The 21,771-nt window shown below is 72.4% G+C and carries 21 protein-coding genes; 8 read left to right on the top strand and 13 right to left on the bottom strand.

Annotated features, from left to right (window positions below; genetic code table 11):
- The first annotated feature begins 85 nt into the window (after nt 1-85).
- Nucleotides 86-730 (top strand): PadR family transcriptional regulator, encoded by a 645-nt coding sequence (locus JWR81_RS04730; RefSeq protein ID WP_297646959.1) that lies wholly within the window; start codon nt 86-88, stop codon nt 728-730.
- Between the two features lie 62 nt (nt 731-792).
- On the opposite strand, the gene JWR81_RS04735 is transcribed toward JWR81_RS04730, so the two are convergent.
- The 10 genes from JWR81_RS04735 to JWR81_RS04780 form a co-directional block, all read right to left on the bottom strand.
- Entirely contained in the window at nt 793-1,182 is a 390-nt protein-coding gene (locus JWR81_RS04735; protein WP_297646961.1) for an SCO5389 family protein, read from the bottom strand.
- 10 nt (nt 1,183-1,192) lie between these two features.
- Nucleotides 1,193-2,149 (bottom strand): ATP-binding protein, encoded by a 957-nt coding sequence (locus JWR81_RS04740; RefSeq protein ID WP_297646964.1) that lies wholly within the window; start codon nt 2,147-2,149, stop codon nt 1,193-1,195.
- A gap of 312 nt (nt 2,150-2,461) precedes the next feature.
- Entirely contained in the window at nt 2,462-5,959 is a 3,498-nt protein-coding gene (locus tag JWR81_RS04745; protein ID WP_297646966.1) for an indolepyruvate ferredoxin oxidoreductase family protein, read from the bottom strand.
- Between the two features lie 292 nt (nt 5,960-6,251).
- On the bottom strand, nt 6,252-7,595 hold the full coding sequence (locus tag JWR81_RS04750; RefSeq protein ID WP_297646967.1) for an amidohydrolase family protein: 1,344 nt from the start codon (nt 7,593-7,595) through the stop codon (nt 6,252-6,254).
- Between the two features lie 44 nt (nt 7,596-7,639).
- Entirely contained in the window at nt 7,640-8,410 is a 771-nt protein-coding gene (locus tag JWR81_RS04755) for an SDR family NAD(P)-dependent oxidoreductase (protein WP_297646969.1), read from the bottom strand.
- A 70-nt stretch (nt 8,411-8,480) separates the two neighbouring features.
- Entirely contained in the window at nt 8,481-9,440 is a 960-nt protein-coding gene (locus JWR81_RS04760) for a LysR family transcriptional regulator (protein WP_297646971.1), read from the bottom strand.
- Nucleotides 9,441-9,449: 9 nt separating this feature from the next.
- On the bottom strand, nt 9,450-10,295 hold the full coding sequence (locus JWR81_RS04765; RefSeq protein ID WP_297646973.1) for an IclR family transcriptional regulator: 846 nt from the start codon (nt 10,293-10,295) through the stop codon (nt 9,450-9,452).
- Nucleotides 10,296-10,316: 21 nt separating this feature from the next.
- On the bottom strand, nt 10,317-11,348 hold the full coding sequence (locus JWR81_RS04770; protein WP_297646975.1) for a histidine phosphatase family protein: 1,032 nt from the start codon (nt 11,346-11,348) through the stop codon (nt 10,317-10,319).
- A complete protein-coding gene (locus JWR81_RS04775) occupies nt 11,345-12,274 on the bottom strand; it encodes a catechol 2,3-dioxygenase (protein WP_297646977.1) in 930 nt (309 codons plus the stop codon). The genes JWR81_RS04770 and JWR81_RS04775 overlap by 4 nt, the downstream gene beginning before the upstream one ends.
- 78 nt (nt 12,275-12,352) lie before the next feature.
- Nucleotides 12,353-13,267, bottom strand: coding sequence for a catechol 2,3-dioxygenase (locus tag JWR81_RS04780; protein ID WP_297646979.1), 915 nt, complete (start codon nt 13,265-13,267; stop codon nt 12,353-12,355).
- A gap of 108 nt (nt 13,268-13,375) precedes the next feature.
- Between JWR81_RS04780 and JWR81_RS04785 the strand changes: the two genes are divergently transcribed.
- The 7 genes from JWR81_RS04785 to JWR81_RS04815 all read left to right on the top strand — a co-directional run bounded on the left by JWR81_RS04785 (nt 13,376) and on the right by JWR81_RS04815 (nt 17,835).
- A complete protein-coding gene (locus JWR81_RS04785) occupies nt 13,376-14,086 on the top strand; it encodes a hypothetical protein (protein WP_297646981.1) in 711 nt (236 codons plus the stop codon).
- The gene (locus JWR81_RS04790) at nt 14,083-14,871 is read left to right on the top strand and encodes an IclR family transcriptional regulator (protein WP_297646983.1); all 789 of its coding nucleotides are present in this window, start codon (nt 14,083-14,085) and stop codon (nt 14,869-14,871) included. The genes JWR81_RS04785 and JWR81_RS04790 overlap by 4 nt, the downstream gene beginning before the upstream one ends.
- 175 nt (nt 14,872-15,046) lie before the next feature.
- A complete protein-coding gene (locus JWR81_RS04795) occupies nt 15,047-15,832 on the top strand; it encodes a fumarylacetoacetate hydrolase family protein (protein WP_297646985.1) in 786 nt (261 codons plus the stop codon).
- Between the two features lies 1 nt (nt 15,833).
- The gene (locus tag JWR81_RS04800; protein ID WP_297646987.1) at nt 15,834-16,598 is read left to right on the top strand and encodes a fumarylacetoacetate hydrolase family protein; all 765 of its coding nucleotides are present in this window, start codon (nt 15,834-15,836) and stop codon (nt 16,596-16,598) included.
- 64 nt (nt 16,599-16,662) lie between these two features.
- Entirely contained in the window at nt 16,663-16,866 is a 204-nt protein-coding gene (locus JWR81_RS04805; RefSeq protein ID WP_297646989.1) for a 2-hydroxymuconate tautomerase, read from the top strand.
- Nucleotides 16,863-17,225: a Rieske (2Fe-2S) protein gene (locus JWR81_RS04810; protein ID WP_297646990.1), complete on the top strand. Its 363-nt coding sequence runs from the start codon at nt 16,863-16,865 to the stop codon at nt 17,223-17,225. Before JWR81_RS04805 ends, JWR81_RS04810 begins: the two co-directional genes overlap by 4 nt.
- Before the next feature lie 73 nt (nt 17,226-17,298).
- Nucleotides 17,299-17,835 (top strand): YbhB/YbcL family Raf kinase inhibitor-like protein, encoded by a 537-nt coding sequence (locus JWR81_RS04815; protein WP_297646993.1) that lies wholly within the window; start codon nt 17,299-17,301, stop codon nt 17,833-17,835.
- Nucleotides 17,836-17,902: 67 nt separating this feature from the next.
- Here JWR81_RS04815 and JWR81_RS04820 read toward each other — a convergent pair whose 3' ends face one another.
- The 3 genes from JWR81_RS04820 to JWR81_RS04830 form a co-directional block, all read right to left on the bottom strand.
- The gene (locus tag JWR81_RS04820; protein WP_297646995.1) at nt 17,903-19,294 is read right to left on the bottom strand and encodes a class II 3-deoxy-7-phosphoheptulonate synthase; all 1,392 of its coding nucleotides are present in this window, start codon (nt 19,292-19,294) and stop codon (nt 17,903-17,905) included.
- Nucleotides 19,295-19,356: 62 nt separating this feature from the next.
- The gene (locus JWR81_RS04825; protein WP_297646998.1) at nt 19,357-19,848 is read right to left on the bottom strand and encodes a polyadenylate-specific 3'-exoribonuclease AS; all 492 of its coding nucleotides are present in this window, start codon (nt 19,846-19,848) and stop codon (nt 19,357-19,359) included.
- A gap of 158 nt (nt 19,849-20,006) precedes the next feature.
- Nucleotides 20,007-21,230 (bottom strand): MFS transporter, encoded by a 1,224-nt coding sequence (locus JWR81_RS04830; protein WP_297647002.1) that lies wholly within the window; start codon nt 21,228-21,230, stop codon nt 20,007-20,009.
- Nucleotides 21,231-21,771: the final 541 nt, after the last annotated feature.

Consider the following 21,771-nt stretch of genomic DNA (forward strand, 5'->3'; position numbering starts at 1 on the left):
GGAATCACCGTGGAGCGGTCCGTTCGCGGGCCCGTTCCCAGGACACCGCCGCCGGCACGGCCGGCCCCGCCCGCCGTTCGGCCCGATGGCCGCGGCGACGGACAACCCGTCCGCCCTGCCCTTCGCGGGCCCGGTGGACGACGAGAACGAGGGACCCCGCGGTCACCGCGGCGGCCCGGGACGGCGCGCCCGGCGCGGACGTCCACCCTTCGGTCCGGGCTTCGGCCCGGGCATGCCCCCCGGCTTCGGCCGTGGCTTCCCCGGCCCGCGCGGTCGCGGCCGCGGCCGTCGCACGGCCCGCGGTGACATCCGCGCCGCCGTGCTCGCCCTGGTGGCGGAGCAACCGCGCCACGGCTACGAGATCATCCAGGAGATCGCCGAGCGTTCCGCCGGCGCCTGGCGTCCCAGCCCCGGCTCGGTCTACCCGACCCTGTCGCAGCTGGAGGACGAGGGCCTGGTCACGATCGAGAAGACCGAGGGCCGCCGGGTCGTCAGCCTCACCGAGGCCGGCACCACCTACGTCGCCGAGCACCGCGCGGAGCTCGACGCCGTCTGGGCGTCGGTCGGCCACGACGCCGACGACGAGGCCGCCGGCCTGTGGGAGCAGCTGGGTCAGCTGCACGCGGCGGCACAGCAGGTGATCGGAGCCGGCACGCCGGAGCAGATCACCGCGGCCACCGAGGCGCTGACCGAGGCCCGCAAGACCATCTACCGCCTGCTCGCCGAGTAGGCACCCGAACGGCGAACGACCCCGGTGCACGCTGCACCGGGGTCGTTCTGCGTCTGCCGCGATCAGCAGTCGCGCAGCTCCGGGCTCTGGTTGAGCACCTGGCCGCGCGGGCTGACGAACTCGCGGTACACGTCGCCGTCGACGGCCGAGGGGGCGAACGCCGCCACCCGATGGCAGTTCTGGAACGCCAGCACCACACCGAAGTGCCGCTCCAGCGCGGCGCGGATCGCGTTGCTGGCCATGGCACGCAGCAGCTGACCGCGCTCCTTCTCGGACGGCGGCGGCACCTCGTGCTCGCCGAAGGGCTTGCCGGGCGCCTGGTCGTCGGCCGCCGCGGAGATCACGTCCCAGGCGTAGGGCAGCGAGTCACGGACGACGGCGACGAACTGCGCGTCGTCCAGCTCGCGGCGCTCGGCCGAGGCCAGAACAGCGGTGGGGACGTCGAGCGACATACGGATCCTCCTAGTGGGTGGGGCTCGTGACCGGCGCGGGCACGAAATCGGGGGCGACCTGGGCGGCGAGGTCGGTACCGACGGCCCGGTTGCCCCAGGCCTCGGCGTTGCGGAGGTGGAAGGCGACGGTGCCCCGGTGGTAGGCGGCCCAGTCCCGCTCGCGGGCGTCGAGGGCGGCGAGCACCGAGTCGAACGCGGCGACGTTGGCCGGCTCCAGGTCCGTCACGCGCGCGACCGCACCGCGCTCGGCGGCCCGCACCCACGCCGACTGCCCGACGCACCCGACCAGTGCGTCACCCACCTGCTCGTGCAGCCAGGCCGCGTCGGCGTCGTCGGCGATCTTGTTGCCCAGCACCCGCAGCGCGACGCCGTGCCCGTCGGCGTGCTCGGCGTACTGCCGGAACACCCCGACGCCGCGCCGGGTCGGCTCGCTGACCAGCACCGTCAGGTCGAAGCGCGTGAACAGCCCGGACGCGAACGCGTCGGCACCCGCCGTCATGTCGACGACGACGTACTCCCCGGGGCCGTCGAGGAGGTGGTTGAGGTAGAGCTCCACCGCGCCGGTCTTGGAGTGGTAGCAGGAGACGCCGATGTCGGCCTCGTCGAACTCGCCGGTGACGAGGTAGCGCACGCCGTCCGGGGAGGTGGCCGCGTAGCGGGTGAGCAGCTCGCCGGACGGGTCGAGGTCCAGCATCCGCGAGCCCGGGCCCGGCGGCGTCGTCTTGATCATCTGATCGGCCGAGGCGATCAGCGGGTTGGCGCCGCGCAGGTGGTCCTTGAGCCACGGCAGGTCGGTGCCGAGCGCGCGCGGAGCCCGGCCGTCGTGCCCGAGCGCCTGCCCGAGGTGTTGGTTGATGTCGGCGTCGATCGCGAGGACGGGCCGGCCCAGCGCGGCCAGGTACCGCGCGAACACCGCCGCCGACGTCGTCTTGCCACTGCCGCCCTTGCCGACGAACGCGATGCGCACCCGGCCTCCCCTCGTTCAACCTCAGTATTGGAGGTTAAACGATAACCGTTGTCACTATCGGGTGATGGTGTCGGGGTGCGCAAAAAGCCGCCACACCGGGCCCTCGCGGGTAGGTGGGGCGGCCTGAGCGTGGGGTTGGTCGGGTCGGACATCACATGACGTCGGCTGCCGAGTCGCAGCGGTGCCCGGTCGCGGAGGCGGTCATAGTGGGCGCGGGCCCCCGGGGGGTCACGCCGAGCACCCGGGCGCCGAGGATCTCACCGAGGCCGGGCTGCTCCGGTGGATCCCCGCGTCCGGGTGCCGGCGGGACCGTCAGGCGACGCCGAGCTCGGCCAGCCGCGCGCGGTAGCGCTCGACGTTGGCCAGCTTGACGTCCTCGTAGCCGCGCACCATGTCGGCCGCCTCGGCCGCGGCCGTGGCGGTGGCGTACGAGTCCGCCGTCAGCCCACTCGCCAGCCGCAGCACCATGGCCCGGTACTCGTCGCGGAGCTGCCGCTCCAGGCGCCGGATCTCGGTGCGGCCGAAGGGGTCGAGCGGGGTGCCGCGCAGCGCCTTGCCGCGGGCGAGGGTCTGGAGCACGGGCTTGGCCCACGGCCCCAGCGCGATCTTCTTGTCGCGGCCGATGGCCTTGAGCATCGGCGGATGCAGGCGGTAGCGCTGCTTGACCCCGCCCGGGACCTCCGCGGCCAGGGTGGCCTCGAACGCCGGGTCGGTCAGCAGCCGCGCCACCTCGTACTCGTCCTTGTACGCGGTGAGCTTGTACAGCCCGCGGGCGACGGCCTCGCTGAACGTGGCGTCCTGGCCGAGCCTGCGCTCGGCCCGCCAGACGGCGAGCACGTCGTCGACGTAGCGCCGCGCGGTGCGCTCGCTCTGGAAGCCGACGAGCTGGGCGGCGCGGATCTCCACCAGGCGGCGGGTCTCGCCGTCGAGCTCCCGCAGCGAGATCGACGCCGGGAGCGGTGCGGGCGGAACCGCCGCCGTGGACGACGCCGTGGCGGCGGCGAAAGCGGCCGGGTCGGCGACGGCCACACGGCCCCACCGGAACGCGGCGGTGTTGACGGCCACGGCCACGCCGTTGAGCTCGATGGCCCACTCGATGGCCTCGGCCGATAGCGGCAACGCCCCGGACTGGTACGCGGCCCCCACAACCAGCAGGTTGGCCGGCATCGCGTCGCCGAACAGGGCGTTGGCCGCCGCCTGCGCGTCGAGGGTCACGACGTCGCGGGTGACGCTGCGGATGCGCCCCACCAGCGCCGGCACGTCCGGCCTGGCGGCCGCGACGTCGCGGACCATCGCGCCCGTCGGCACCGGGCTCGTCGAGACGACGCCGAAGGTGTGCTCCGGGTCGGCGTAGGCGAGGTTCTTGGTGTCGGCGCCGACCAGAGCGTCGAACGCGAGGTAGCAGCCCACGGTGCCGACGCCGACGCGGTTGGCCGGGCCGAGCGTGGCGGCGTCGGCGGCGATGCGCAGGTGCGAGGTGACGGGACCGGCCTTCTGCGAGAGGCCGGTCTGGTCGACGCCGTGCACGGCCAGCCCGTCGCGGACGGCGGCCGAGCCGAGCACCTGGTTGACCGTGACGATGCCGGTGCCGCCGATGCCCGCGAGGAACACGTCACCCGTGGCCGGACGGGCCACGTCCGGGACCGGCGGGGGTTCGCAGCGGTCCGGCCGGGACGTCGACGACGAGCCCGCGCCGATACCCGCTCCGCCTACGCTCCGCTCGGGAGGCAGCTCCACCGTCACGAACGACGGGCAGTCGCCCGCGAGGCAGGAGTAGTCGGTGTTGCAGGAGGTCTGGTCGATGCGGGTCTTGCGGCCGAACTCGGTGTCGGTGGGCTGCACCGACAGGCAGTTGCTCTTGACGCCGCAGTCACCGCAGCCCTCGCAGACCGCCTCGTTGATGATCACTCGGGTGGGCCGGATCGCGAGCGTGCCGCGCTTGCGCAGCCGCCGCGACTCCGCGGCGCAGCGCTGGTCGTACACCAGCACCGACACACCCTCGACCGACGCGAGCACCTTCTGCGCCTCGTCGAAGCGGTCGCGGTGCCACAGGTCGACGCCCACGGGCAGGGACGGCAGCGCGCGGTAGCGCTCCGGCTCGTCGGCGCACACGATGATCTTCGAGACACCCTCGGCGAGGAGCTTCGCCGTCAGCTGCGGCACCTCGAGCCCGCCGGACGCGTCCTGCCCGCCGGTCATGGCGACGGCGCGGTTGTAGAGCAGCTTGTAGGTGATCGACACCCCGGCCGCGATGCACGCCTGCACCGCGAGCTGGCCGGAGTGGGCGAACGTGCCGTCACCCATGTTCTGGAACATGTGCTCGGCACGGGTGAACGGCGCTTGTCCGATCCACTGCGCGCCCTCGCCGCCCATCTGCGTGAGGGAGCTGACCTCGCTCTCGGGGCGGTGGGTCAGCGCGACCATGGCGTGGCAGCCGATGCCCCCTCCCGCTACCGCGCCCTCGGGGACGATCGTCGAGCGGTTGTGCGGGCAGCCGGAGCAGAAGTACGGCGTGCGGTTGACGGGCAGCAGCTCGAGCTTCGGGGGGTCGCGGCGCACGGGCGTCAGATCGACGCGGTCCCCCAGCACCCGGCGCAGCGGCCCGGCCAGCGCCCCGGCGGTCAGCTCGCCCGCGACGGGCACGAGCGGCGCGCCGGACCCGTCGGTGGAGCCGATCACCGCAGGGGCGGGCGACAGGCCGTAGAGCACGTCGCGCACCGCCGTCTCGACGAACGCGCTCTTCTCCTCCACCACCAGCACGGTGTCGAGGCCCTCGGCGAAGTCCCGGAGCAGGTCGCGCTCCAGCGGGTGGATCATGCCCAGCCGCAGGAGCTTGATGCCCGCGCGGCGACAGCCGTCGTCGTCGAGCCCGAGGTCGCGCAGTGCCTGCTGCACGTCGGTGAACGCCTTGCCACCGGCGACGATGCCGAGCCACGCAGCATGACCATCCGCGTCGACCTCGACGGTGTTGATGGGGTTGGCCGCCAGGAACGCGCGCAGCATCGCCCATCGCGGCCCGTACATCTGCGCCTCGGCCTCGAGCGACGCGGGCGGGACCAGCATGGGGATCTGCTTGTACTCCCAGGGCTTCCCGTCCCACTCGATCTCCGGCACGGTGATCTCGACGTCCCCGGCGCCGCCGTCGACGGTGTAGATGCCGTCGGCCACGTCGGCGGTGATCTTCATGCCCACCCACATGCCCGACGCGCGCGACATCGCGACGCCGTAGCGGCCCAGGCGCACGATCTCCTCGGCGGAGCCCGGGTAGAGCACGGGTAGCCCGAAGCCCGCGAGCGTGCGCTCGGAGATGCACGGGATGGTGGAGGACTTGCAGCTCGGGTCGTCGCCCGCGAGCACGATGACCCCACCCTTCGGGTGGGCACCGCACATGTTGCCGTGGCGCAGCGGGTCGCCCGCGCGGTCGACGCCGGGCGCCTTGCCGTACCAGACGCCGACGGCGCCGTCGACGTTCCGCTCGTGGCCGGGCACCTCCACCTGGCTGCCCCACACCGACGTGGCGGCCAGCTCCTCGTTGACACCGGGCACGAGCGTGAGCCCCGCGTTCTCCTTCAGCTCGGAGGCCTTCGCGAGGGTCTGGTCGAGCCCGCCCAGCGGACTGCCCTGGTAGCCGGAGACGAACGACGCCGTGCGCAGGCCCGCGGCGGCGTCGGCCGCGTGCTGCTCCACGAGCATGCGGGCGATGGCCTGCACGCCCGTCAGCAGGACGGGGCCGGCCCCCGCTCGGTACCGGGCCGAGAGGTCGAAGTCGACCGGCTCGGTCGGCGCGGGGATCCCGGTGTCCAACGTCATTCTCTACTCCGTTCGGGGGCGTGCGCACCGCGCGGGAACGCGCGGAGCCATCGTGCTCCGGTCGGGACGATCACCGTTTCTGCACGCTACGCGACAGGACCGGTGCCATCCGTACTCGTGTTCCGGAGATCGCCACGGCGTGGCGGGCGGCGTTCCCGGCAGAACGAGCCCGGCGGGTCGGACCGGCCGAACGCACACCGGCCGCGTTCCCGGCACCGCCGGTTGCACGGTCCCGGGCCGTCCTCGCCCTGCGCCGAGGCAGCGCGGCGCAGGGCGGCGACGTCCAGTCCCGTCACGGCGTGCGGGCCAGCTCGCGGTAGGAGGCCGCGGTGATCCCGGGCGTGGCGGACAGGTCGAAGCGCGGGCCGGAGTCGAGCGTGTTGTGGTACACCCGGCCGCCCTTGATCACCGTGACGATCTTATCGAGGTCCTGCAGCACCGTGATGTCGGTGAGCGGGTCGCCGTCCACCACCACGATGTCGGCGAACTTGCCCGCCTCCAGCGTGCCGACCTTGCCACCGAAGTCCACGAGCGCACCGGCGTCGCGGGTGGCGGCGGTCAGCGCCTCCCGCGGAGTGAACCCGAACAGCTCCACGAAGTTCTGCAGGTCGCGGGCGTAGGTGCCGTGCGGGGTCCAGGCCAGGCCGAAGTCGCCGCCCGGCAGCACCCGGATGCCCGCGGCCCTCATCTTCGCGACGCTGGCGATGGTCTCGACCATCTCGTCCTTGTAGCCCAGGGAGTCCAGTGCGGGCGCGGTGAAGCCGTAGGGCTCGCCGTTCTCGTAGAGCCCGACCTGCCAGTGGATGGCGGGCGTGACGAAGATGCGGTGGCGCTCGCGGCGCATGCGGTCGAGCGACTCGTCGTCGAGGTAGTTGGCGTGGCCGATCACGTCGAAGCCGGCCTTCATCGCCATCGTCACGGCGTCGGCGGAGCGCGCGTGGCAGATCATCCGCAGGTTGCGGCGGTGGCCCTCGTCGGCCGCGGCGTCGGCCTCCTCCTGCGTGTAGGACAGCTCGCCGGGCAGGTCGGACTCGATCATGCCCTCGCCGTCGAGGTAGACCTTGACGGTGTCGGCGCCGGATTTGCGCACCGAGCGGATCACCTTGCGCACCTGCCACGGATCGTCCGCGAGCAGCGCGAGACCGTCCATGCCGAGCTTGAGGTGGTCGGGATTCCAGTCGATCATCCCGCCGGTGCCGAGCACGTCCCGGCCACAGGCGACGTAGCGCGGGCCGGGCACCCCGCCGGAGTTGATCGCATTGCGCACCGCGACGTCGACGGCGTGCAGCGAGCCGAAGCTGTGCGCGGAGGTGTAGCCGCAGCGCAGCATCGTGCGGGCGTTGCTGACCGCGAAGATCGTGGTGGCCTCGGCGGTGCAGTTCATGTCGAGGTCCTGCAGGCTGCCCGCGTTGAAGTAGGACAGGTGGCTGTGGGCCTCGGTCATCCCGGGCATCACGAAGCGGCCGCCGACGTCGATGCGCGGCACGTCCTCGTCGATGTCGGTGAACTGGTCCATCGGTCCGACGCGGCGGATCTCCTCGCCGTCGATCCAGATCGCGCCGTTGGGGATCACCTCCTCACCGGTGCCGTCGAAGATCCGGCAGTGGACGAGGAGCACGGTCTCGGCGTCGAGCATGATCACTCCCTTGCGTGGTGGTGGACCGGGACATGCGGGGCTGGTCACCAGCCCCCGTAGGCGAGCCAGCCGCCGTCGATCGGCACCTGGGCTCCGGTGAGGTAGGACGCGGCGGGCGAGGCGAGGAACGCGACGAGCTCCGCCACCTCGGAGGGCTGGGCGAGCCGGCCCAGAGGGGTGCGGCGGGCGATGTCGTCGGCGGAGAAGCGGCCTGCGGCCATCGTCGCCTCGACGAACGGCGTGGCGACGTAGCCGGGGTTGACCGAGACCACGCGCACCCCGCGGTCGGCCCACTCGACGGCCAGCGACTTCGTCATGCCGTCGAGGGCGTGCTTCGCGGTGACGTACGCGGCGCGGCCGGGCACGGCGACGGACCCGAACACCGAGGACATGTTGACGATCACCCCGCTGCGCTGCGGGAGCATCACCGTCGCCGCGGCCTGCGCGCAGCGGAACGGGCCGTCGACGTTGGTCGCGAACACCGTGCGCCACTCGTCGGGCGTGATCTCCTCGGCGGGCCGCACGAGCGGGAGACCCGCGTTGTTGACGAGCACGTCGAGCCGGCCGAACGCATCGAGCGCGGCGTCGACCAGCAGGCGGCCCGCGTCCGGGGCGGCGACGTCCGCGGCCACGCCGACGGCCCGGTGCCCTGCTGCCACGAGCTCATCGGCAGCCTCCTTCGCCCGGCCGTCGTCGCGGGAGTTCACGACGACCGCGGCGCCGCCGGCGGCCAGCCGGGCCGCGACGGCCCTGCCGATACCGGAGCTGGAGCCGGTCACGATCGCCACGAGGCCGCCGAGGTCGGTGCTGGTCATGGCCGCCTCCCTCCGTGGATGTGGTCCGGCTCACGCGGTCCCCCCAGCATCGACAGGCCACGGGCAGGGGTCAATCGCATGTCCTCGGGCTTGGCCATCCGGAATCCGGATGCTCGTCGGATCTCAGGTCCGTCGCCGTCGGGGGGACGGGGGTGGCGAGCACGGTCCGCAGGAGAGCCCTTGCCGCCGGGGAACCCGCCAGCGCCGGCGTCCAGTACACGGCCACCTCCCGCTGCATCGGCGGCCCGACCGGCAGCACGACGACGCCCTCGGTGCGGACGCTCTCCATCGCGAGCCGGTTGGTGAACCCGATCGCGAGACCGCTGCGCACCAGCCCGACGAGGATCTGCGGCTGGTCGGAGAGGAACCGGATGCGAGGCTCCACACCCGTGCGGGCGAGCAGCCGGAAGGCCTCGGTGTCGAGGCGCAGGTTGTGACCGGAGACGACGAGCTGCTCGTCGAGCAGCTCCCCCAGGTCCACCGACTCCGCGCCCGCGAGCGGGTGCCCCTCGGGAACCACCACGCACATGGGCTCCCGCCACAGGATCGCGTGCTCCAGCGGCTGGGTGCTCCGCGGCGGCGGCAGGGTCGGGCGCACGGCGAGCAGGGCGGGCCCGCTGTCCAGCGCGAGGTCGATGCCGTGCACGGCCTGCTCGACCAGCTCCACCCGGATGCCCGGGAAGTCACGGGCGAAGCGCGCCAGCACGTCCGGCACGAACGCCGCACCGGCGCTCGGATAGGTCGCCAGCGCGACGTCGCCCCGGATGAGCCCCTGCACCGACGCCATCGCGGCGCGACCGGCGTCCAGCTCGTCGACCATCGCGCGGGCGTGCGGGACGAACGCCTCCCCCGTCGACGTCAGCCGGGCGGGCCGCTGGTCCCGGTCGAACAGCTGTGTGCCCAGTTCGCGTTCGAGCGAGGCGATGTAGCTGCTCACGCGGCCCTGCGAGCGGTAGAGGTGCACGGCCGCGGCGGTGAACCCGCCGCGGTCGACCACCGCGAGGAACGCCTGGATCCACTCCAGCTGCACGGGACCCCGCTACTCCTGAGACCGCTCCAGCGCCGCGGAGACGGAGGCGGCCGCCCGGCGGACGCTCTGCACGACCGCGATCTTGCGCGCCCCCAGCACGCGTGAGGTCCCGCCGACCACGGAGATCGCCGCGACCGCGACCGTGCGGTCACCGCGCTTCACCACGATCGGCGCCGCCACCGACGACATGCCCATCGTGTGCTCTTCCCGCGAAGCCGCGTGTCCGTCGATCCGCACCTGGCGCAGCACCTGCTTGTAGCGCTGCGGGTCGACGATCGTGAACGGGGTGCGCCGCTGGAAGCCGCGCTCGAGGATCGCCCTCGCCATCGACGGGTTGTACGCCGCGATGGCCTTGGCCGCGCTGGAGCTGTGGCCCGGGCCACGCCGGTAGAGCTCGGTGTGGAACATCGTGCCGGCGCTGTTGCCCTCCAGCCGGTCGACGTAGAGCACGTCGGCGCCGACGGGCACCGCGAGCTGCGCGGTCTCCCGCAGGATCTCGCGCAGCTCGCCGAGCACGGGCAGGGCGAGCTCGCGGAGCATCAGCCGGTCGACCGCGAGCTGCCCGATCTCGAACAGCCGCAGCCCCAGCCGGTAGCGCCCGGAGCGGGACCGTTCCAGCATCCCGCTCGTGGCCAGCGCCGCCAGCATCCGGCACGCGGTGCTCTTGGCGATGCCCAGCTCGGCGGCCACACGCGTGGCGCCGAGCTCCCGTTCCTGCTCGAAGCAGCCCAGCACCGCCATGGCGATGGAGACCGACCGGAGCGGGCCGTCCTCCCGCTCCGGCACGAGCTCCGGGACCTCCGGTGCGAGGGAGGCGGGATCGAGGATCGCGGCGTCGAGATCCGTCAGCGTCATGGCATCAGCTCTCCGAGGCAGTCATGATTCCCACTGGGGAAATTCGTCCGGCGGCGGCACGTTCACCTCGGTGACTCGGTTGCGGTAGGCCACCAGGGCAGTCTGACCGCCGCGGCGCACCTTCACCACGACCTCTTCGGTGTTGTAGGGCTCACCCGGGTCGTAGCCGTGCGCCCAGGTGGCGAATGCCCGGATCGGGCCCGAGTGGGTGGCCGCGACGATCCGCTGGCCGTCCTCGCCTTCGGCGATCAGCCGGTGGAAGCCCCGCCAGAACCGGCGCACGCACAGCGCGGGAGGCTCGAAGTACATCAGCGGGATGGTGAGCCACATGTGGATCGGGTCGGCCCCGCCCAGCTGCACGCGGTAGAACCGGTCGATCTCGACGAGCCAGCGCGGACGGTCCCCCACGGCCATCCGTTCCAGCTTCTCCATCGTGGCCTGGTACTGCCGGAACGCCGACGTGACGTCGCGCAGCCCGTCGGGGGTCCAGACGCCGAAGTTGCGCAGCTCCGGGATGGACTCCGGCTCGGACACCTCCGCCTTGCGCTGCCACTGGTCGAGCCCGTCGAGCATGCCGCGGTGGATCTGCTCGGCCGTCTGCCGCGCGCGGTTGGTGTCGGCGCAGACGATGCGGACCTTGTGGCCCTCCTTGAGGCTCTTCGACAGCGAGTGCCCGCGCTGGTGGGCCTGCCAGCCGCCCATCGGCGTCAGGCCGGCGTCGGTGGAGTAGCCCTGGGTGATGCCGTGGCGGATGATCCGGATCTCCGCGACGAAGTCCTCCGCCGCCTTACGCGAGGGCGGCGCGACGATCTCCTTCTCCCGCGACGCCTCGGCGAAGTCACGCGTGAAGCTCTCGCCGTCGACCTGGATGACCGGCACCTCGGGCGAGGCGGCCCGCGCCCGGAACCGCCGCAGGTAGAGCGGCGTGGACGCGTCCTGGCCATCCGCGTCGTCAGGAGGGGCCGTCTTCGCGCCCTGGCGCTCCCGGTACTTCGCCAGGTAGTTGGGCGCCTCGTACCGGTCGATCTTGCGCGGGTCGTGAGGGGTGCTCATGAGTGCACCGTGAAGAACTTCTCGTTCACCTGGCGGTGGTAGTAGAAGATGGCGCGCCCCATCTCCTCCTCCGTCCACGTGATCGGCTCGAAGTCCGGGTCCACCCAGTAGCCGCCGGTGAACAGCTCGTTGCGGTTGCCCACCGGGTCGAAGAAGTAGGTGGTGTACCCGCGGGTGACGCCGTGCCGCGTGGGCGCCACGTCGATCGTCACGCCGTGGTAGGCCAGCGTGTCGGCGGCGTCGCGGATGCCGTTCCAGTCGTCCATCCAGAACGCGAAGTGGTGCAGCGCGCCGTTCGGGCCGGTGATGACGGCGATGTCGTGCGGGGTGTGGCTGCGCTCGAGGAACGCGGCGAGCTGGTGGCCGTCGTTGGCCACGATCTGCTCGGTGAGGCGGAACTCCAGGACCTCGGTGAAGAACGCCGTGAACGCCTCGACGTCCTCGGCCATGACGAACACGTGGTCCAGGCGCGGCGGCGCGATGCCGACGAGGCCCTGGGGCTTGGGCGGCGGGTTGGTCAGCGGCAGCATGTTGCCCAGCCGCTCCATGCCGTACACGAGCTCGACGAGGTGGCCGGACGGCGACTCGAAGCGGATGGCCTCGCCCCAGCCCGGGCCCAGCTCACGGGCGGCGTAGCGCTTCACCGGCACGCTGACGGCCTGCAGCTTGTCGGTGAAGTAGTCCAGGTCGCCCTGCTCGGCCACCTTGAACGACATGTGGTCCAGCCCGTAGGTGGGCGCCTGACGCAGGACGACGGAGTGGTGCTCGTGCTCGTCCCAGCACTTGAGGAAGACGCGGTCGGCGCCGTCCTTGGTGTCGCGGGCGGTCTCGACGAGACCGAGCACCTCGGTGTAGTAGGCGGTGCACAGCTCGAGGTCGGGGACGCGCACCTCGACGTGCTGCAGCCGCAGGATCCGATCAGGCATGGCCGTCCTCTCGCTGTATCGGTGATTCGACCCTGCAAACAGGTCTCTGTATCGATGATTCGACCCTGTAAACAGGTCTCATGTGTGCATCCGCAGGAAGCGCTGCGCGACGACGTTCTCGTAGTAGAACAGGCCCTTGCCGAACTCCTGCTCGGTCCAGGTGATGATCTCCTGGTCGGCCTCGGACCAGTACCCGCCGGTGAACACCTCGTTGCGGATGCCCAGCGGGTCGAAGAAGTAGATGGTGTTGCCGCGCGTGATGCCGTGGCGCGTCGGGCCCTGGTCGATCTGCACGCCGTTGTAGGCGAGCGTGTCGGCGGCCTTGCGGATGTCGTCCCAGTCGTCGAGCCAGTACGCCCAGTGGTGCAGCGCGCCGTTCGGGCCGTTGACGATCGCGATGTCGTGCGGCGAGTTCGTCTTGCCGGCGAGCCAGACGCCGAGCTGGTGGCCGTTGCCGTCGAGCACCTGCTCGGTGAGGCGCAGCCCCAGCACGTCCTGGAAGAAGCGCGCGGACTCGCCCACCTCCTCGGCGTTGACCAGCATGTGGTCCATCCGCGGCGGGGCGATGCCGGGCAGGTCCGGCGGCGGCACGGGTGACGGGTTGTGCTTACCGAGGATGTTGCCGGTCTTCTCGACGTCCCAGACCAGCTCCATGATCTGGCCGGACGGCACCTCGAACCGGATCGACTCGCCCTGCCCGACCGCCTCCCCCTTGGAGACGCGGCTGACCTGGCAGCCGTAGTTGGCGAGCTTCTTCTCGTACTCGTGGAGGTCGTCCTCGGCCTCCACGCGGAAGGTGAAGGAGTCCATCCCGGTACGTGCGTTGCGGCGCATGCGCAGCGAGTGGTGGTCCTCCTCGTCCCAGCACTTGAACCAGACGGTGTCGTCGGTGCGCTGGACCTGCTGGAGGCCCATGACATCGGTGTAGTAGGCGGTGGCGAGCTCGAGATCCGGTGTGCGGACGTCGATGTGAGCGAGGCGGAGGATCCCCACGGCTATCAGCTCCCGGGGTTGGGTGGCTCCTTGACGCTGCGACGCTAACCCGCCTAGCGTTCCGGAAGGAAGACCTACTGTTCCGCATATCAGAACGGAGACGACACCGTGGCCGATCCGCTCGACATGCGCGCGGCCGTGGCCGACTACGTCACCGCCCTGCACCGCTCCTACCTCGCTCAGGCGGACACGTTCCCGCCCGCCGTACGTGGCCGGATGCCCCTGCTGGCAGGCCTGAGTTCGTCGACGCCGCCGCTGACCGTGGCCGCGGTCGGCGCGCGCAACCTGCACCTGCTCGCCACCCGCGAGGACCTGGGCCCGCTGCGCGGCCAGGAGGTCTCGCTGCCCGGCGAGCTTCCCGGCCTGACCTGGTCGCTGCGGTTCTACGACCCGGTCGTCGTCCCCGCGCTCGGGTTGATCGACGAGCGCGAGCAGCCCGCATACGCCGAGGTCAAGCACGCGCTGGGCCTGTCCACCGCCGTCTACCACGTGGTGGCGCAGCCCGGCTCGGGCCTGACCCCGCACCACGCCGGGCACGTCGGCTCCGGGCTGGCGAGCAACGACTCGGCCGCGGCACGGGACTTCGAGACGATCCGCAGCCGCGTCCGCGGGCGGGAGAGCCTCGTCGACGAGCTGGTGGGCGCCGCGAGCGCCGGCCTCCCCAGAGCCCAGGCCCTGCTGGCGAAGGCCATCGCCCCGCACAATGCGGAGATCGACAAGCTGGTGGCCACGCCGAACCCGGACCCGGACGAGATCCGCAGGACGCTCCTGGAATCGGTGGGCGGCAGACGCGACTGGACGCCGAAGGCCCCCGAATGACCGACGCGATGCTGTCCACCGTGCGCAACGCCGCGCGGCTGCTCAAGGAGTTCCGGTCGCGGGAGGCTTCGCTCGGGGTGTCCGAACTGGCCCGCCGGCTGGATCTCGGCAAGTCCAACGTCCACCGGCTGCTCACCACCTTGGTCGCCGAAGGGCTCCTGGAGCAGGAGTCCCGTACCGGCGGCTACCGGCTGGGCGTGGTGATGTTCGAGCTGGGCGAGGCGGTCCGGGTGCACCTCGACCTGCACGCCGCCGCCGGCCCGGTGCTCGCCCACCTGCGCGACCAGACAGGCGAGTCGTCGCAGGTCGGGGTGCTCGACGGCGACGAGGTGGTCTACGTCGACCGGCTCGAGAGCGCCCACTCGCTGCGCCTGTTCACCGAGACCGGACGCCGCGTGCCCGCCCACTGCACGTCCAGCGGCAAGGTGCTGCTGGCCCACGCCCCCGAGCACGAGCGTGAGGCGTTCCTCGCCCGCCCGCTGGCCACGCTCACGCCGCACACCATCGTCGACGCCGCGGTGCTGCGCAGCGAGCTCGCCACCGTCCGCGCACGCGGCTGGGCCGAGGCGATCAACGAGCGGGAGATCGGGGTGGCCAGCCTGGCCGCGCCGATCCGCGACCTGCACGGCGACGTCGTCGCGGCCGTCAGCATCGGGGCGCCGGTGGCGCGCTTCGGCGCGGTCCCCCGGCGGCGGTTCGCCCGCGCGCTGGTGGAGGCGGGCGAGGCCGTGAGCCGCCGCCTCGGCTGGACCGAGGAGTCGGCGGCGAGGGGCCGCGAGGCATGACAGCCACTCCGCTGACCACGGCGACGATGTCGTTCGCGGAGATCGACACGCGACGTCTGGGCCTTGACCATCGCGGCTCGGCCGCGCGCGTTCCGGTGAGCGGAACCACGGCGGTGACGGCCGGCCGCGTGGTCGACACGATCACACCAGTACCCCATCGACGAGGAGCTCCTGCATGCCCGTGACCGATGCCCCGGCGAAGGCCAGGGCGCTCTACGACGCCCGCCGCAGCCGCGTGCCGATCGCCCCCTTCACCGACGACGACCCGAGCCTCGGCATGGCCGACGGGTACGCCGTGCAGAAGGAGCTCATCGGCCTGCTGCTGGCGGACGGCGACCGGATCATCGGCCACAAGGTCGGCCTGACCAGCAAGCCGATGCAGCAGATGGTGGGCGTCGACTCCCCCGACTACGGCCCGGTGCTCGCCTCCACCGTCTACCGCGACGGCGACACGATCCCGCTGGGCCGCTTCATCGCGCCCAAGATCGAGGCCGAGATCGTCTTCGTCCTGGGTGAGCGGCTGCAGGGCCCGGGCGTGACGGTGACGCAGGCGCACGCCGCCATCGCCGGTGCGGTGGCCGGGATGGAGATCGTCGACTCCCGCATCGCCGACTGGCGGATCAAGCTTGCCGACACCGTCGCCGACCTCGCGTCCAACGGCGCGATGGCCACGTCCAGCCGCGTCGTCCCGCTCGACGGCATCGACTCCCGGCTGATCGGCATGACCCTCACCCGAAACGGCGACCTGATCGACACCGGGGCCGGCGCCGCCGCACTGGGCGACCCGGTGGCCGTCGTCGCCTGGCTCGCCAACGTGCTCGGCGAGAACGGGGTGGCCCTCGAACCGGGCCACCTGATCATGACCGGCGCTCTGCACGCGGCCGTGCCGATGCAGGCCGGCGACGTCTTCCGCGCCGAGTTCGACCGGCTGGGCCCGATCACGGTCCGGGTAGGAGCCTGAGATGAGCATCGACACCACCGAGCTGGCGGGCCGGCTGACCAAGGCCGTCGCCGACCGGGCAGCGATCGACCAGCTCTCCGACGACGCCCCCGAGCTCGACCTCGCGGGCGGCTACGCCGTGCAGCGGGTGCTCCGCGACGAGGCCGGCCCGCTGGTCGGCTGGAAGTTGGGCGTCACGTCGCGGGCGAAGCAGGCGCAGGTCGGCGTCAGCGCTCCGGTCTTCGGGTTCCTCGCCGGCAGGAACGCCCTCGACCTCGGCGAGCCGCTGGACACCTCGCAGCTCATCCAGCCGCGCTGCGAGCCGGAGGTCGTGTTCGTCCTGGGCCGCGACCTCGCGGGCCCGCACGTCACCGCGTCCGACGTGATCTCGGCGTCGTCCGGTGTGGCCGTGGGCATCGAGGTGCTCGACTCCCGCTTCCGGAACTACCGCTTCACGATGGCCGACGTCGTCGCCGACAACACCTCGGCGGGTCGGTTCGTCGTGGGCACGCCGGTGCCGCCCGCGGGCATCGACCTGCGTCTCGTCGGGGTGGTGCTGGAGAAGAACGGCGAGGTCGTGTCGACCGCGTCCGGCGCGGCGTCGCTCGGACACCCCGCGGCCGCCGTGGCCTGGATGGTGCGCACGATGGCCGCCGACGGCGAGGGCCTGCGCGCCGGCGACGTCGTGCTCTCGGGAGGGCTCACCGCGGCCGTGCCCGTCGCCCCCGGTGACGTGGTGGTCGCCTCGATCGACCGGCTCGGCACCGTCGAGCTGGGTTGCCGCTGAGCGGAGCTTGCGCAGCGAACATTCAGCACGGCAGCGAACAGTCAGCACAGAGGAGGAGTTTGTCGTGCCGCTCGTTCAGATCACGCTCGCCAAGGGACGCACGCCCGAGCAGCTCGCCGCGCTCGGGGAGGCCGTCACCGCGGCCGTCCACGAGTCCATCGGGGCACCCGTCGGGAACGTGCGTGTCGTGGTGCAGCAGTGCGAGCCGGAGCTGTGGTTCGTCGGCGGGGAGTCGCTCGCCGACCTCAAGGCCTCTGGCAAGAGGTGACGCTCGTCCCGCTGGGCGAGGCGAACGGGCGGGACGCCTGGGTCGTCCGCGCGGACGACGGGCGCAGCTTCGCCGTCTTCGCGCTGGAGGACGGGCCGCGCGTCACCGACGCGGTCTGCCCGCACAACCAGGGCCCGCTGGAACAGGGCTGGGTGCGTGACGGGCAGATCGTCGTCTGCCCGTGGCACTGGTACCGCTTCGACGTCGACACCGGCGCGTGCGAGACCACCTCGCAGTACGAGCTGGGCACCTACCCGGTGCGGGAGCACGACGGCGTCCTCGTGGCCGATGTGGGCGATCCGCCGCGGGCGCTGTCGTGGTCGGAGCGGCTACGGGCACACTCCCACGGGGACGGCTGAACCACCCCACGTTTGCCCCGTGAGGCGGGAGGGGAATGGTGGTTCGGTACGCAACCACCTGAGAGGACCCGTCATGGCCACGGCGCCCGACCCCTACTCCTTCCTTCCCGACGTACCCGCCTTCGACGTCACGAGCGACGACATCTCCGACGGCGAACGCCTCGCCGACCCGCACGCGAGCGGCGCGTTCGGCGTGCCCGGCGGCGAGGACCGTTCCCCGCACCTCGCGTGGTCGGGGTTCCCCGAGGGCACGAAGAGCTTCGCCGTCACCGTGTACGACCCCGACGCCCCCACGGCCAGCGGCTTCTGGCACTGGGCGGTGTTCAACATCCCCGCCTCGGTCACCGAGCTGCCCGCAGGGGCCGGCGACGAGAAGGGCTCCGGCCTGCCCGAGGGCGCCGTCCAGCTCAGGAACGACGGCGGCGGGGTCGGCTACATCGGCGCGGCCCCGCCCGAGGGCCACGGCCCGCACCGCTACTTCACCGTGGTGCACGCCCTGGACGTCGACGCCCTGGAGGTCCCCGCGGAGGCGTCCCCGGCCTTCCTGGGCTTCAACATGTTCGGTCACACCCTCGCTCGCGCGACGGTGACGCCGACATTCGAGCAGTAGTCCCCGGAACGACTGGAGAGGCCCGGCGTGCACGTACGCCGGGCCTCTCCCGTCGGAAGGGTGGAGCTCAGCCGCGCAGCATCTCCGCCACCAGGAACGCCAGCTCGAGCGACTGCTGGGTGTTCAGGCGGGGGTCGCAGGCGGTCTCGTAGCGGCCGGCCAGGTCGGCGTCGGAGATCTCCTGGGCGCCGCCGAGGCACTCGGTGACGTCCTCCCCGGTGACCTCGACGTGGATGCCGCCCGGGTGGGTGCCGAGCCCGGCGTGCACCTCGAAGAAGCCCTGCACCTCGTCGACGATGCGGTCGAAGTGGCGCGTCTTGTAGCCGGTGGTGGACTCGTGGGTGTTGCCGTGCATCGGGTCGCACTGCCAGATGACCTTGTGCCCGGACGCCTCGACCTTCTCGATGATCGCGGGCAGCACGTCGCGGACCTTGCCGTTGCCCATGCGGCTGATCAGCGTGAGCCGGCCGGGGGTGTTGTGGGGGTCGAGCCGCTCGACGTACTCGACGGCCAGCTCGGGCGAGGTCGTGGGGCCGATCTTGAGCCCGATCGGGTTGGACAGCAGCTCCGCGAACGCGATGTGCGCGCCGTCGAGCTGGCGGGTGCGCTCCCCGATCCAGAGGAAGTGCGCCGAGAGGTCGTAGAGGCGCGACTCGACACCGTCGCGGTTGTCCATGCGGAGCATCGCGCGCTCGTAGTCGACGAGCAGCGCCTCATGGGAGGCGTAGAACTCGACGTTGTGCAGGTTGTGGTCGTCCACGCCGCACGCGTCCATGAACCGCAGCGCGCGCTCGATCTCCGACGCGATGGTCTCGAACCGGGCGCCCGCGGGCGACGTGCGGACGAAGTCCTTGTTCCAGTCGTGGACCTTCGTCAGATCGGCCATGCCGGTGGCGGTGAGCGCCCGCGTGAGGTTCATGGCGGCGCTCGCGTTGGCGTAGGCACGCACCATGCGCGAGGGGTCCGGCACGCGCAGCGCAGGGTCGGGCGTGAGCGAGTTGACGATGTCGCCGCGGTAGGACGGCAGTCCGAGCGCGTCGATCGGGGCGCTGCGCGGCTTGGCGTACTGGCCGGCGATGCGCCCGACCTTGACCACCGGCAGCGACGCGCCGTAGGTCAGCACGATGGCCATCTGCAGCAGCGTGCGGATGGTGGCGCGGATGTGGGGCTCGGTGTTGTCGACGAACGTCTCGGCGCAGTCGCCGCCCTGCAGCAGGAACGCCTCGCCCTTCGCGACCGATGCGAGGCGCTCCTGGAGGCGGTCGACCTCGGGCGGGAGCGTCACCGGCGGGACGCTCTCCAGCACCGTGCGCACGTGCGCCACGTGCGCGGCGTCGGGCCAGTCGGGCTGCTGGGCGGCCGGACGGGACAGCGCATCGTCGAGACGGGCACGCAGGTCGGAGGGCAGGGGGGGCAGCTCGGGCAGCACTTCGACCGGGGCGTCGACGGTCCAGTTCACACCCTAAGACTAGGCGGTCCGACGGGCGGGGGGCCGCTGGGTTCCGGGCGCCGGATGCACCCTCACCGGCGCGCGGCCATCGCCGCCTCGATCGCGTCCCACCGCTTGCGGTTGAGCCGGGCGTCGGCGAGGGCGTCGTGCGCGTCGGAGGTGGGCGGCGGCAGCAGCGGGCGGCCGGCGTCCTCCCACCGCTGGCGCAGCTCGCGCGTGAACCGCGGCAGGGCTCTCGGCAGGGCGGGCATCGCGCCCCACAGCTGGCAGAGCGCCACGTGGTCGTAGGCCGCGATCCAGGCCCACAGCTCGACCTCACCGGGCGCGTCGGCGAGGAAGGCCAGCAGGTCGGCGCGTATCTGCTCACGCGAGCGCCACGCCTTGTCGGCGGGCGAGGGGAGCTTGGGGAGCACGTTGGCCCGCACCCAGGCACCGGCCTTGTCGGGGTCGAACTCCGTGGACACCGCGTAGAACTCGCGACCGTCCTCCCCGACCACACCGATCGAGACGAGGTCGATCGTCGTGCCGTCCTCGATGAACTCAGTATCGTAGAAATACCGCACACCTGAGGCTAACCGGCCGCTCACCAGCGCTTGACAGCGCCGCACGTGCGATCTTGGAAGCCGCCACCACCGTGGCGATCCTGCCGCTGCGCGTGCTGTTCCTCGTGTTCCAGCGGCACGTCATCCGGTCGATCACGATCACCGGCTTCCGCTGGAGGTCAGCCGGCTGCGCGGTGCTCGCGGGTCGAGCGCGGCGTGGCGTACGGCGACCACCGCGGCACCCAGATCCCGAGCGCGACGGCGGCGAGCAGGCCCACCGACCCGATGGCGACGATGCCCGCGGCCAGCGTCGAGAACAGGGCCACCACCGACACCACGACCGGCCCGGCGGCGTTGCCGGAGTCGCTGAACAGCCGCCAGACGGCCAGGAACTGCGTCCGGGCGTCGGCGGGGGCGGTGTCGGCGCCGAGCGTCATCATGATCCCGGAGCCGATGCCGTTGCCGAAGCTCATGATCATCGCCACCACGGTCAGCGTGACCACGCCGTGCGTGAGCGGGATGGCCATCATCGCCCCGCCGAGGATCAGCATCGACGGCAACGCCACCGCGAGGCGCCCGTAGCGGTCCATGACCTTGCCCGCGGGGTAGAACAGCGCCATGTCGACGGCGCTGGCGATGCCGAAGACGAGGCTCGTCTGCCCCGGGCCGAGGCCCAGGTGGTCGCCCCAGAGCGGGAGCACCGTCTGCCGGGCGGCCCGCACGGCACCCACCGCGAGTACGGCCAGCCCCAGCGTCGCGAACAGCGCGCGGTAGCGCGAGAGCATCTCCCGCGGGCTGACCCCGCCCCGGACCGGCCGTGCCCCCGACGTCTCGACGTCGTGCACCACCAGCAGCAGCACGGCGGCGGACGTCGCCGCGACCATCGCCACGACGTAGGCCCCGCGCAGGCCCAGCAGGCCGATCGCCGCCGCGCCCACGAACGGCCCGAGGAACAGCCCGATCCGGTGCGAGCCGCCGAGCGTGGACATGGCCCGTGCCCGCAACGTCACCGGGGCGACCTCGGTGAGGTAGCTCTGCCGGGCCAGGTAGAACGTGGAGTTGGCGGCCCCGATCACGAGCAGCGCGGGCCCCAGCACCAGCAGCGACCCGGCCAGCAGGCATCCCAGCAGGCAGACGACCGCCACGCCCGCGGCCAGCACCATCGCGTGCCGGTCGCCGATGCGGTCGGCCAGCCGGGCCGCGGGCACGTCCCCCAGGATCTGGCCGACGCCCAGCAACGCCAGCATGAACCCGGCCGTGCCCGGGGACGCCCCGAGGTCCAGCGCCGTCAGGGCGATGACGGGCGCGATCGCGCCGTTGCCGATCTCGTAGACGAGCGCGGGCAGGAACACCGACGGGGCGATCGAACGGAGGGTGATCGGGCCGTCGGTGTTACTGCGCACGACCTCGATCCTCGCAGGGCCGCCCCGGCCGCCCGACCGCAGGTGATCGTCCGCCGTGGACTGCCCGCCGTGCAGTGCCCGAGACGTTCTCGACGCGAGGTGGGGTCCGCCTGAGAAGACTGCGCCGCCTGTCCGTTGTGCTGTCCGCCGCCGCCGTGGTGGCGCTCGCAGCGTGCTCGCCCGCCCCTGCGGACGACGGGCCGTCGGCGGACGGGGCCACCACCGTCACGCGTTCCAGGCCCAGGACGCGGGGAACGCGGCGGCGCGCTAGCCCGGGGGCGTCGGGCGGGTCGCCGTCGCGGCCCCGCGGGACTTCGGGGTCGCCTCGTCCCCGCCGTCGAGCAGCGGCAGGTCGTCCGACCGCGCCCTCGTCGCGGTGGGCCTTGACGTCGCGGTGGGCCTTGACGTCGTGGTCGCCGCCGCGGTGGGCGCCACCGAGACGGGCTTCGCCGCCGCCGACGTCGGGGCCGGCGGGAGCGGCAGGACCGGGGGCGGCGGCACGGCCGGGGCCTGCGTCCGACGCACCACGCTGGGGCGCGCC

The sequence above is a fragment of the Pseudonocardia sp. genome (assembly GCF_025965585.1).
GTDB lineage: Bacteria > Actinomycetota > Actinomycetes > Mycobacteriales > Pseudonocardiaceae > Pseudonocardia.